The sequence below is a fragment of the Bacillus sp. GW821-FHT01G09 genome (genome assembly GCF_059422205.1).
This window is the reverse complement of record NZ_JBWKWL010000003.1, coordinates 395,139-407,268: the sequence shown is the minus strand read 5'-3', so window position 1 is coordinate 407,268 and position 12,130 is coordinate 395,139. Positions and strand designations below refer to the sequence as shown.

Annotated in this window: 13 protein-coding genes; all 13 read left to right on the top strand. The window is 44.1% G+C overall.

Features of this window, described 5'->3' with window-relative positions:
* The first annotated feature begins 27 nt into the window (after window positions 1–27).
* The 13 genes from AC07VD_RS12720 (at window position 28) to motS (ending at window position 12,128) form a co-directional block, all read left to right on the top strand.
* Complete coding sequence (locus AC07VD_RS12720; RefSeq protein WP_494721768.1) at window positions 28–144, top strand: hypothetical protein; 117 nt, start codon at window positions 28–30, stop codon at window positions 142–144.
* A 38-nt stretch (window positions 145–182) separates the two neighbouring features.
* Entirely contained in the window at window positions 183–506 is a 324-nt protein-coding gene (locus tag AC07VD_RS12715; RefSeq protein WP_024572891.1) for a thioredoxin family protein, read from the top strand.
* Window positions 507–520: 14 nt separating this feature from the next.
* On the top strand, window positions 521–1,330 hold the full coding sequence (locus AC07VD_RS12710; protein WP_009967991.1) for a DUF1444 domain-containing protein: 810 nt from the start codon (window positions 521–523) through the stop codon (window positions 1,328–1,330).
* Between the two features lie 15 nt (window positions 1,331–1,345).
* Window positions 1,346–1,951 carry a YtpR family tRNA-binding protein gene (gene ytpR, locus AC07VD_RS12705; RefSeq protein ID WP_003229269.1) on the top strand — a complete coding sequence of 202 codons (606 nt, stop codon included), beginning with the start codon at window positions 1,346–1,348 and terminating at the stop codon, window positions 1,949–1,951.
* A 159-nt stretch (window positions 1,952–2,110) separates the two neighbouring features.
* Window positions 2,111–4,969, top strand: a complete 2,859-nt coding sequence (gene sftA / locus AC07VD_RS12700; protein ID WP_494721769.1) for a DNA translocase SftA — start codon at window positions 2,111–2,113, stop codon at window positions 4,967–4,969.
* 249 nt (window positions 4,970–5,218) lie between these two features.
* The gene (gene murC, locus AC07VD_RS12695) at window positions 5,219–6,517 is read left to right on the top strand and encodes a UDP-N-acetylmuramate--L-alanine ligase (RefSeq protein WP_003229274.1); all 1,299 of its coding nucleotides are present in this window, start codon (window positions 5,219–5,221) and stop codon (window positions 6,515–6,517) included.
* 161 nt (window positions 6,518–6,678) lie between these two features.
* Complete coding sequence (locus AC07VD_RS12690; protein ID WP_024572894.1) at window positions 6,679–7,101, top strand: DUF948 domain-containing protein; 423 nt, start codon at window positions 6,679–6,681, stop codon at window positions 7,099–7,101.
* Between the two features lie 30 nt (window positions 7,102–7,131).
* Complete coding sequence (locus AC07VD_RS12685) at window positions 7,132–7,587, top strand: YtxH domain-containing protein (protein ID WP_004398549.1); 456 nt, start codon at window positions 7,132–7,134, stop codon at window positions 7,585–7,587.
* Between the two features lie 23 nt (window positions 7,588–7,610).
* Entirely contained in the window at window positions 7,611–7,937 is a 327-nt protein-coding gene (gene ytxJ, locus AC07VD_RS12680; RefSeq protein WP_014480571.1) for a bacillithiol system redox-active protein YtxJ, read from the top strand.
* 235 nt (window positions 7,938–8,172) lie between these two features.
* On the top strand, window positions 8,173–9,249 hold the full coding sequence (locus AC07VD_RS12675; RefSeq protein ID WP_003223454.1) for a bifunctional 3-deoxy-7-phosphoheptulonate synthase/chorismate mutase: 1,077 nt from the start codon (window positions 8,173–8,175) through the stop codon (window positions 9,247–9,249).
* A 275-nt stretch (window positions 9,250–9,524) separates the two neighbouring features.
* Window positions 9,525–10,529: a catabolite control protein A gene (gene ccpA / locus AC07VD_RS12670; protein WP_017695488.1), complete on the top strand. Its 1,005-nt coding sequence runs from the start codon at window positions 9,525–9,527 to the stop codon at window positions 10,527–10,529.
* Between the two features lie 62 nt (window positions 10,530–10,591).
* A complete protein-coding gene (gene motP / locus AC07VD_RS12665; protein ID WP_014477672.1) occupies window positions 10,592–11,410 on the top strand; it encodes a flagellar motor protein MotP in 819 nt (272 codons plus the stop codon).
* On the top strand, window positions 11,400–12,128 hold the full coding sequence (motS, locus tag AC07VD_RS12660) for a flagellar motor protein MotS (RefSeq protein WP_134981893.1): 729 nt from the start codon (window positions 11,400–11,402) through the stop codon (window positions 12,126–12,128). The genes motP and motS overlap by 11 nt, the downstream gene beginning before the upstream one ends.
* Window positions 12,129–12,130: the final 2 nt, after the last annotated feature.

The following is a 12,130-nucleotide window of genomic DNA, read 5'->3' as shown; positions in this document are numbered from 1 at the left end:
ACGATGTTAAACGAAACGAGCTTGATAATGCAAATAAAATATGATAATGATAATGGGAAAGCCAATCTTACATATTCATTCGTTGCATATAAGTGGTTTTGCCTCAAGCAGTTTGGTATGATCCAAATGAACGAGTATCGATAAAAAACATGTAAGAACTTAAACAACTGGAGGGATATGAAATGAAAAAAATTGAATCAACTCAAGAGTTGGAAAAAGCGGTACAGGATGATTGGGCTGTATTTATGTTTTCAGCCGATTGGTGCCCGGATTGCCGTTTTGTAGAGCCTTTCCTGCCTGAACTGGAAGCGAATTTTCCTGAATTCACCTACTACTACGTAGACCGTGACAAATTCATTGATACATGTGCAGAGTGGGAAATTTACGGAATCCCAAGCTTTGTGGTGTTTAATGAAGGAAAAGAAGTAAATCGTTTTGTGAGCAAAGACCGCAAAACAAAAGAAGAAATTGAACAGTTTTTAACAGACTCTCTCGCTAAAGCGTAAAGGAGGACATCGGTTTGAAAATGACCTCAAGGAAGCTGTCAGATATACTGAAACAGCGCCTTCAGCACGAGAATCGCTCCTTTCTGTTTGACAGAGAAAAAGACACCCTCCGTGTTGAGGATCAAACGACTAAAAAAGGGATTACGCTCGATTTACCGCCGATTATTGCAAAATGGGAACTGAAAAAAGACGAAGCCATTGATGAGATCGTGTACTATGTCTCCGAAGCGATGACGGCAATGGAAGGGAAGGCTCAGGAAATGACCGGGAAAGAAACTCGCATTTATCCGGTCATCCGCTCGACTTCCTTCCCGGACAAGTCCAGCGAAGATATCCCGCTCATTTATGACGATCATACCGCAGAGACAAGAATTTATTACGCGCTAGATCTCGGGAAAACCTACCGTTTAATTGACCAGCGCATGCTTGAGAAAGAAAACTGGACAAAAGAGCGGATCAGAGAGACGGCCGCATTTAATCTCCGTTCCCTGCCGACGGTTGTCAAAGAGGATACGGTTGCCGGCAATTACTTTTATTTCTTCAGGGCAAACGACGGATACGACGCAAGCCGGATATTGAACGAAGCGATCTTAAATGAATATAAGCAGCATGCAGAAGGTGAGCTGGCGATCTCTGTTCCTCATCAGGACGTTTTGATTCTTGCTGACATCCGAAATGAATCGGGGTATGATATTCTAGGACAAATGTCGATGAGCTTCTTTGCAGGCGGCACCGTCCCGATTACCGCCCTATCATTTTTGTACAATGAAGGAAAGCTGGAACCGGTGTTTATCCTGGCGAAAAGCCGTCCGAAAAAGGATTAGAAAGGATTTTTACTTATGAACGCTTTTTATAATAAAGAAGGTGTGGGAGACACGCTCCTGATCTCTCTTCAAGATGTGACACGCGAACAATTAGGCTATGAAAAACACGGCGATGTCGTCAAAATTTTCAATAACGAAACAAAAGAAACAACGGGCTTCAACATTTTCAATGCGTCTTCTTACTTGACCATTGATGAAAACGGCCCTGTTGCGCTCTCAGAAACATTCGTGCAAGATGTGAATGAGATTTTAAACAGAAACGGCGTTGAAGAAACATTAGTCGTTGATTTATCTCCGAAGTTTGTTGTGGGTTATGTAGAATCAAAAGAAAAACATCCGAATGCGGATAAATTAAGCGTATGTAAAGTCAACGTAGGAGAAGAAACGCTTCAGATCGTCTGCGGCGCGCCTAACGTTGACCAAGGCCAAAAAGTTGTCGTTGCCAAAGTCGGTGCTGTGATGCCTAGCGGACTTGTCATTAAGGATGCAGAGCTTCGCGGCGTTCCGTCAAGCGGGATGATCTGCTCAGCGAAAGAGCTTGATTTGCCGGATGCCCCTGCTGAAAAAGGAATCCTTGTGTTAGAAGGAGACTATGAGGCGGGAGACGCATTTCAGTTTTAGACTCCCATAAATCCGCCAAAAAAAACGAATCATGTGAAAAGCCGCTAAGCCCTTGTTTAGCGGCTTTGTTTCTGCTGATAGCTTAATCTTTTCTGGGCCGACCAGCAGTGGTATACTAAAAACCGTCCCAGAAAACTATAAGGGAGTTAGAGATAAATTATGAGTTGGCTTCATAAATTTTTTGATTTGTTTTTAGGCGAAAGCGAAGAGGATGCTGAACGGGAGACAAAACCCGCTCAAATTCCGCAGCAACAAGAAGTACATCATCCTGAAGGACAATTAAAAAGATTGGAAGATCCTAAAATATATTATGAATATCCAAAAGGCAAATTCCGTTTTCCAGTCGTGCCTGACGGATACAAAAATCATGACCTGAGAAGGCGCCGCACACCATCGGACGAACCGAAATCCGCGCCTCGTCCAAGTGCTGCACCTTACAGAGAGCGTCCCAGAAATGAAGAAGAGCAGCATACATATCAAGCAGCAGAGCCGGCGAAGAAACCGTTTAAACCGACAAATATCCCTTCGCCTGTCTATGGATTCAATCAAAAACCATCTGTTAAAAAGGATGTGCCGAAAAAGCCTTCTGAAACATTGAACGAACCGGATAAATCGGTAAAAGAGAAGGTAACACTGCTGTCAGAAGAGATCGAACGTGAACGCGGCTATCCTGCTTCAGACACACAGGCGCATTCCAAAAAAGAAAGTCCTTTCTTCCCGGATACCCAATTTGAAAAACAGCCTTCTGGCGTTTTAAACAGAAAGGATACGGAGCATGATGAGGCGCTGGCGAAACGGCTAGCCGAGCCGTCAGGTAACAAAGTGCCATTTGAGTCAGGCGTTCAACAGCCGGAAAAAGAGGAGCCTTTCTTCCCAGCTGAACAAGCCGAAGAGCAAACACCGCCTGAGATGCTCACAGATACGGCGGCTGAAGGGCTTTCAGACAGTGAAGTAGGCCGCGAAGAGCCTGCAACGGCTGAGGAAGAACAAAGGGAGCAGCAGTCAGAGAAATTTGAAGAGCCTGTTTTCTCCGCTGAACTTGATGAAGAGCAAACAGCTCCTGAATCTCAGACAGAGGCAGTATCTGAGGATGAAAAAGCAAAAGAGCCGTCAGACAGCCCAGTATACAATCATCATGAAAACGCGGAAGAAGGTGCTGAGTCCCCGTTCGTTCAAGAAGAACGAATGGAAATTCGTCAGGAAGAGCCTTTATTTACTGATCATGAGTATTCATCAGAGGCTCTGGCTCAAGCAGAAACTGTGGCAAAAGAATCAGAAGAGCCATCAGACAGCATAATAAATAATCATTATGACATCCTGGGAGAGGCTCAGGAAACGAAGATAGATGTTCAGCCAGACAGCCATACAGAGCTTGGGAAAACTGAACACATGGAGCAGGGTTCCAAATCGTTTTCTGCAACTCTTGAAAACCGGCAGGGAATTCGCGCAGACAAACCTCGCGAAGCTTCAGAAGAGCCGAAAAAAAGGCCTGGTGTACAGGAGAAAAGGACCGAACAAAGCGCATCTTCTCAAAAAGGGCCATCCGTTCCTTTTAATGTGATGATGCTGAAAAGAGATACGCATAAACAGCAAAAAGCAGAGGAGCGCCGCGGCAGCTATGTATTTCCGAATGTTGCACTGCTTGATGTCCCGCCAGCGCAGGTTCAAGATGATACTGCGTGGATCGAAGAACAGCGTCAGCTTCTTGATTTAACCTTGAAAAACTTCAATGTCCGCGCCAATGTGGTCCATGTAACCCAGGGTCCGTCTGTCACGAGATTTGAAGTGCATCCTGAACCAGGTGTAAAGGTGAATAAAATCACCAACTTGTCCGATGATATTAAACTCAGTCTCTCAGCGAGAGATATTCGGATTGAAGCGCCGATTCCGGGGAAAAACACGATCGGAATTGAAGTGCCGAACCGCACGAGCAAGGTGGTTGATTTGCGCCAAATGATTCGCAGCTCAGCTTTCAGGACAAGCAAGTCACCGCTCACAGCTGCGCTGGGATTAGATATTTCAGGAAATCCTGTTGTTATCGACTTGAAGAAAATGCCGCATGGCTTGATTGCCGGCGCTACAGGCTCCGGAAAAAGCGTATGTATCAATACAATATTAGTCAGCCTGCTTTATAAAGCTGACCCGAGTGAGGTAAAGGTGCTGCTGATTGATCCGAAAATGGTAGAGCTGGCCCCTTACAATAAAATTCCTCACCTCGTCAGCCCGGTCATTACTGATGCTAAAGCGGCTACAGCTGCTTTGAAATGGGTCGTTGAGGAAATGGAGCGCCGCTATGAGCTTTTTGCCCATTCAGGTGTCCGCGACATTGACCGCTTTAATCAATTAACCGCTGAACACCAAATGGGTGAAAAGCTGCCGTATTTAGTTGTCATTATTGATGAGCTTGCAGATTTGATGATGGTGGCTCCAAACGATGTGGAAGAAAGCATTGCGCGGATCGCCCAAAAAGCCAGAGCGTGCGGTATCCATCTTCTCGTCGCCACTCAGCGTCCGTCAGTCGATGTCATTACAGGTCTGATTAAGGCGAATATCCCGACAAGAATCGCCTTTTCTGTCTCAAGCCAGGTTGATTCCCGAACAATTATTGACATAGCCGGTGCAGAAAAGCTTCTCGGAAAAGGGGATATGCTCTTTTTGGAAAACGGATCGGGAAAACCGGTACGTCTGCAAGGTAACTTTGTGTCAGACCGGGAAATCGACCGCGTCGTTTCCCACGTCAGAAGCCAAATGCCGCCGACCTATTTATTTGAACAAGAAGAGCTCGTAAGACAAGGATCAGCCCTGAAAGAAGAGGACGAACTGTTTTACGAAGCGTGTGAGTTTGTTGTAGAGCAAAACAGTGCGAGCACTTCAAGCCTGCAAAGAAGATTCAGAATCGGTTACAATCGTGCGGCAAGGCTGATCGACATGATGGAAGCGGAAGGCATGATCTCTGAGGCAAAAGGAAGCAAGCCTCGGGAGGTGCTGATCACAGCAAGTGATTTAATAAACGAATAATATGGGTTCATTTTCACACCAAACATGGTATGATAGTGTTTAGAGCATTTAACAGCTATGCCGCTTTACAGCAGCTGTGCATAGACAAATCTTGATATCTGGGTTTAATCGGAAAGAAATAACCTGATACTAAACATAACAAAACATATAAAATACGCCGCTAAGGGAGGCTTTTCAGCCGCCGCGGTCGCAAATTGAAATGAGCGTCATATACTGGGGAACAGATAGACGTTTGTTGGAGGTACAATTATGACTGTTTATCATTTTGTTGGAATAAAAGGGACCGGTATGAGTCCGCTTGCCCAAATACTTCATGATAATGGATATACTGTCCAAGGATCGGATATCGAAAAATTTATTTTTACGCAAACAGCGCTTGAAAAAAGAAATATTACGATTCTTCCTTTTAGCGCGGAAAATATTAAACCCGGCATGACAGTCATCGCCGGAAACGCATTCCCAGACACGCATCCTGAAATAGAAAAAGCGATGTCTGAGGGAATTCCGGTGATACGTTATCATAAGTTTTTAGGCGACTACATGAAAAAATTCACGAGTGTTGCCGTTACGGGCGCACACGGCAAAACGTCGACTACGGGTCTGCTGGCTCACGTGATCCAAAACGCAAAACCGACGTCTTTCTTAATCGGAGACGGAACAGGCCAGGGAAATGAAAACAGCGAATACTTTGTGTTTGAAGCGTGCGAATACCGCCGCCATTTCTTAAGCTATCAGCCAGATTACGCGATTATGACGAATATTGATTTTGATCACCCTGATTACTTCTCAAGCATTGACGATGTATTTGACGCTTTCCAAGAGATGGCTCTTCAAGTCAACAAAGGCATTATTGCCTGCGGAGACGATGAGCATCTGCCGAAAATCCATGCGAACGTCCCGGTTGTGTATTACGGCACGGGGGAAGAAAATGATTTTCAAGCCAGAAACATCGTAAAAAGCACGGAAGGGACAACTTTTGATGTCTTTGTCCGCAATACGTTCTATGATACGTTTTATATTCCTGCGTACGGCCACCACAATGTATTAAACTCATTGGCGGTCATTGCGTTATGCCATTATGAAGAAATTGATTCCAGCATCATTAAGCATGCTCTCAAATCATTTGGGGGCGTCAAACGCAGATTCAATGAGAAGCAGCTTGGGGATCAAGTGCTGATCGATGACTATGCTCATCATCCGACAGAAATAAAAGTGACAATTGAGGCGGCAAGACAGAAATATCCTGATCGGGAAATTGTCGCGGTATTCCAGCCTCATACATTTACACGGACGCAGCAGTTCCTTGACGAATTTGCAGAAAGCCTGAGCGGCGCTGACTGTGTGTATTTATGCGATATTTTCGGCTCAGCCCGTGAGAATGCCGGAAAGCTGACGATCGGCGATCTCCAGGGAAAAATTCATAATGCCAAGCTGATTGAAGAAGATGACACATCTGTTTTAAAAGCTCATGATAAAGCCGTTCTCATCTTCATGGGAGCAGGAGATATCCAAAAATATATGAGAGCCTACGAAAACGTCATGGCATAATAAAAAGCAGTGATCTCACTGCTTTTTATTTATCTGATGGAAAAGCTTATTAAAGGATTTTCTTACATAACGGAGAATAGTATGTATACAGCCCAGTACACATGTTTATGATTGAAGAAAACGGGTAAACAGCAGTATATCCTGCAGCAAGGAGGTTTGAGATGATTATTATTCTTTATTTGAGCGTTGCACTCATCGCAGTTGCATTTCTCGTATTAGTGATCTACTTGTCTAAAACATTGAAGTCACTGCAGCTGACACTAAAAAACGTCGCATCCACTCTTGAAGGGCTGGAGGGACAAATGAAGGGCATCACAACTGAAACAGCCGAGCTTTTACATAAGACCAACCGCCTGGCTGAAGATATTCAGGAAAAATCAGAAAAGCTGAATACGGTCGTTCATGCTGTTCAAGGAGTGGGAACTTCTGTACAGCAGTTCAATACATCCATGAAACAAGCGGCAGGGTCTGTATCGGCATCAGTTAGAGAAAATCAAGATAAGATCAATCAAGTTGTCACATGGAGTCAAGCAGCAATGGAAATTTGGGAGAAATGGAAGCAAAAGAAAAAATCAGCCCTATAAGAGAAAAAAATACTAAGAGGAGGAATAATGATGAGCAAAGATGGAATTAATAGTAAAGATTTTTTAATCGGAACTTTAATCGGGGGAATCATCGGTGCCACTACAGCTCTTTTTCTAGCGCCTAAATCAGGCAAAGAACTTCGCGACGATCTTGGCAGCCAAGCTGTTGCTTTACGGGACAAAACTGATAAAATGACGGCAGATGCGAAGGAAAAAGGCACGCAATATGTCAGCATCGCAAAAGACAAAACTTCCAACATCACACAGCTTGTAGCGGATCAGTCTGGGCAGATCATGAACAAGGTAAAGGATTTAAGAGACCGTTCCAAATCTGACAAAACGGATTCATCGACTGCAATGCAAGATATGAGGGAAGAAGCGATGCAGGCAGCCGATGAAACAAAAGATCAAGTCCTCCAGACGAAAGAAGATGTAAAAGACGAACTGAAAGATGCACAAAAACAGGCTGAGCAGTTGAATCGCTGAGCAGGGAAGGAAGAGCTTGAGTCATGGCTAAACAGCTTATTCAATCTGAGGAAGAATTTAAACGGATTGCAGAACAGGAAGGCGCTTTCGTCTTCTTTAAACACAGCACCACATGCCCGATCAGCCAGGCAGCATTTCATGAGTTTGATGCCTTTGCAAATCAGCATGAGGATGTGCCGGCTTACTATCTTCAAGTACAAGAAGCCCGGCCGCTGTCAAATTTCATTGCAGAAACATATGGGGTCAAGCATGAAAGCCCTCAGATATTCATCATCCAGAACGGTGAAGTGAAATGGCATACCTCACATTCACAAATTACAGAAGCCGCTATTGAGCAGCATTTGTCATAGAAAAAAGCGTCCAGATATCATCTGGCGCTTTTTTTTGTAAAAAACCCTTGAACATTGCCCTCACATCATGTAGGATAGCTTCATAGATTACTTTATCACTTAAAAGCGTTTGGGTAATAAAGTAGAGTTTTTATAAAATTTTTTGTATTTCAGTATTTCCATTTGGAATTACTTATAGTAAGATGCATGATAACTACAAAATAAAAAATGAATGTGCAGGGAAAGGATGAAAAAAATGAGCAACACAGAGTTAGAGCTTTTAAGGCAGAAAGCAGACGAATTAAACCTACAAATTTTAAAACTAATCAACGAACGCGGAAATGTTGTAAAAGAGATCGGTAAAGCGAAGGAAGCACAGGGTGTCAACCGATTTGACCCTGTCAGAGAACGCACAATGTTAAACAATATCATTGAAAACAATGACGGGCCGTTCGAAAATTCAACCATCCAGCACATTTTTAAAGAGATATTCAAAGCCGGTTTAGAGCTTCAGGAAGAAGATCACAGCAAAGCGCTGCTTGTCTCCCGCAAGAAAAAACCTGAAGATACAATTGTTGATATCAAAGGCGAAAAAATCGGAGACGGCCAGCAAAGATTCATTGTCGGCCCATGTGCGGTAGAGAGCTATGAGCAGGTAGCTGAAGTCGCTGCAGCTGCGAAAAAACAAGGGATTAAAATTTTGCGCGGTGGAGCCTTTAAGCCTCGTACGAGCCCATACGATTTCCAAGGGCTTGGTGTTGAAGGCCTTCAAATTTTAAAACGTGTAGCGGATGAATTTGATCTGGCGGTTATCAGTGAAATCGTAACTCCGGCTCATATCGAAGAAGCGCTGGACTACATTGATGTCATTCAAATCGGAGCGCGCAACATGCAAAACTTCGAATTGCTGAAAGCGGCCGGCGCAGTGAAAAAGCCAGTGCTTCTGAAGCGCGGTCTTGCTGCAACGATCTCTGAATTCATCAATGCTGCTGAATACATCATGTCACAAGGAAATGACCAAATTATCCTTTGTGAGCGCGGAATCAGAACATATGAAACAGCAACGAGAAACACGCTGGATATTTCAGCTGTGCCGATTTTGAAACAAGAAACGCATTTGCCAGTCTTTGTTGATGTTACGCATTCAACAGGCCGCCGTGACCTCTTGCTTCCGACAGCTAAAGCCGCTTTAGCGATCGGTGCTGATGGCGTAATGGCTGAGGTTCACCCTGATCCGTCAGTCGCACTTTCTGACTCTGCTCAGCAAATGGCGATTCCTGAATTCGAAAAATGGCTGAATGAACTGAAGCCAATGGTGAAAGTCAACGCTTAATTGAACAATCCAAAAGGCCGCGCCTGCGGCCTTTTTTTATGCTTTCTCGTTTATTTAGTTATAAAAACCAAGTATACGTTTTCATCATCTATAAAAACGTGTATAATTTCATGAGAAGTAATTAAATTTGATGAATAATGAAAAATAATGTACACTACTGACTTACGCTTACAAATCATAAACGACATAAATTCGGACATTATGACATTTCTCTACATAAAGTGTTTATGCTATAGATAAGGATAAGTGTATCCAGTAAAAGGAGTGGTTTTAGGATGAGCAATATTACGATCTACGATGTAGCGAGAGAAGCTAATGTAAGCATGGCAACCGTTTCCCGTGTCGTGAACGGCAACCCGAATGTAAAACCGACAACGAGGAAAAAAGTCTTGGAAGCCATTGAACGTCTCGGTTACCGTCCAAACGCGGTGGCAAGAGGACTGGCAAGTAAAAAAACAACAACTGTAGGTGTCATCATTCCCGATATCTCAAGCATTTTCTATTCAGAGCTTGCACGCGGAATTGAAGATATCGCGACAATGTATAAATACAATATTATTTTGAGCAACTCTGACCAAAACATGGAGAAAGAGCTGCACTTGTTAAACACAATGCTCGGCAAACAAGTGGACGGTATCGTGTTTATGGGCGGAAACATTACGGACGAGCATGTGGCGGAATTTAAGCGTTCCCCAGTGCCGATTGTACTTGCCGCTTCTGTAGAAGAGCAGGAGGAAACACCGTCAGTCGCTATCGATTACGAACAGGCGATTTATGATGCTGTGAAGCTTTTGGTTGATAAAGGACATACAGACATCGCGTTCGTTTCCGGACCAATGACAGAACCGATCAACCGTTCGAAAAAACTCCAAGGCTACAAACGTGCGCTTGAAGAAGCGAACCTTCCGTTTAATGAACAATTTGTAGCTGAAGGGGATTACACATATGATTCCGGACTCGAAGCACTGCAGCATCTGATGAGCCTGGATAAAAAACCGACAGCCATTCTTTCTGCAACTGATGAAATGGCACTCGGCATTATCCATGCCGCTCAGGATCAGGGCTTATCCATTCCGGAGGATCTCGACATTATCGGCTTTGATAATACAAGATTAAGTCTCATGGTTCGTCCGCAGCTGTCAACAGTTGTTCAGCCGACATACGATATTGGCGCCGTTGCGATGAGACTGCTGACGAAGCTCATGAATAAAGAGCCGGTTGAAGAGCATATCGTCGAACTGCCGCACCGTATAGAGCTTAGAAAGTCAACCAAGTCATAAGAAAAACAAAGAGCAAGCTTCACCTTTATGGTGAATTCTTGCTTTTTTCATGGGGAGAAATGATGAAACGTTTTGATTATCTTACACCTGTTGGATTTGTGTTAGGAACGATTATTATTGTTATCGGGATTATTTCGGGATCGGGAGTAAGCGGTTTCCGCTCTTTTCTTGATCTGACCTCTTTCTTCATCGTAACAGGGGGACTTTGCGCCGCTGTTTTTATCAGTTTTCCGCCAAGAGAGCTGAAAAAAGCGCCCTCTGTGTTAAAGCAGGCATTCATCCGCCAGGAAGACAATGTGAAAGATCTTGTGAAAACCTTTGTCTCCCTTTCCGATCACGCGCGAAAACACGGGCTTTTATCATTGGATGATCAGGCTCGGGAAATCAAAGATCCATTCTTGAAAAAAGGGCTGCTTTTAGCGATTGACGGGTGGGATGAAGAAACGATTCGGCTCGTCATGGATTCAGAAATCGCAGCAATGGAGGAACGGCACCGAAAAGGGCGGCGTGTTTTTGAAAAAGCGGGAGAATTCGCTCCGGCGTGGGGAATGATCGGAACACTCGTCGGGCTTGTGCTGATGCTCAAAAACTTAAATGACCCGCATATGCTTGGACCAAATATGGCCATTGCGCTTCTGACGACTTTATATGGTTCATTACTGGCAAATATGGTCTTCAACCCGATCGCGGCTAAGCTTGAAGAGAAAACAGAAAGTGAAATTTTCATCAAGCAGGTAATGGTGGAAGGGATTATCGGTGTTCAATCCGGAAAAAACCCGCGCAACCTTGAAAGCCAGCTGGTCGTTTTCAGCTCACGGGAAGAATGGCAGAAACAGCCAAAACAAGTAAAAACAAAAAAGGGATCTGTACATGAAGCTTAGAAGAGAACGTTTTGAAAGAAGGAATGGAAGCGGAAAAAACAGTCAATCTTCGTCCAGCTGGATGGTAACCTTTACAGATCTGGTCACCTTGATCCTTGTGTTCTTTATTTTACTCTTTTCGATGTCCCAAATCGATCTGCAAAAATTTAAAGCAGCAGTGGACTCGATCCAGAAGGAAGGCAACGGGCTTCAGCCGGACCAAACATCCATAGAAAAAAAGAATACATCCCCATCTGATACGAAGAAGCAAGAGGATCAGCAGGATCAGCTTCTCAAGAAAGTAAATACATATATAAAAGACAATCATTTGAAGGCCCAAATGACAGCCAAACAGGATGAACGCGGTGTCGTGCTCGTTCTTCAGGAGGCTGTGCTGTTTGATACAGGTGAGGCAAAGGTGCTGAAAAATGCCGAAACGCTTCTTCACCAAATTGCCGTTCTTCTTCAAACCATTCCAAATGACATTCAGGTGGAGGGGCATACAGACAGCCGAAACATTTCGACATACCGATACCCGTCGAACTGGGAGCTATCAGCAGCACGGGCGAGTGGGGTTATTCAATACTTCACGTCTAAAGAGAAGCTTCCCTCCAAGCGCTTTATTGCTGTCGGTTATGCGGATACAAAGCCGGTAAAGGATAACAAGACAAATGAACACATGAAGGAAAATCGGCGTGTGGAAATAGTGATTAAAAAATCAAAAACGACCTCTTCGTAAAG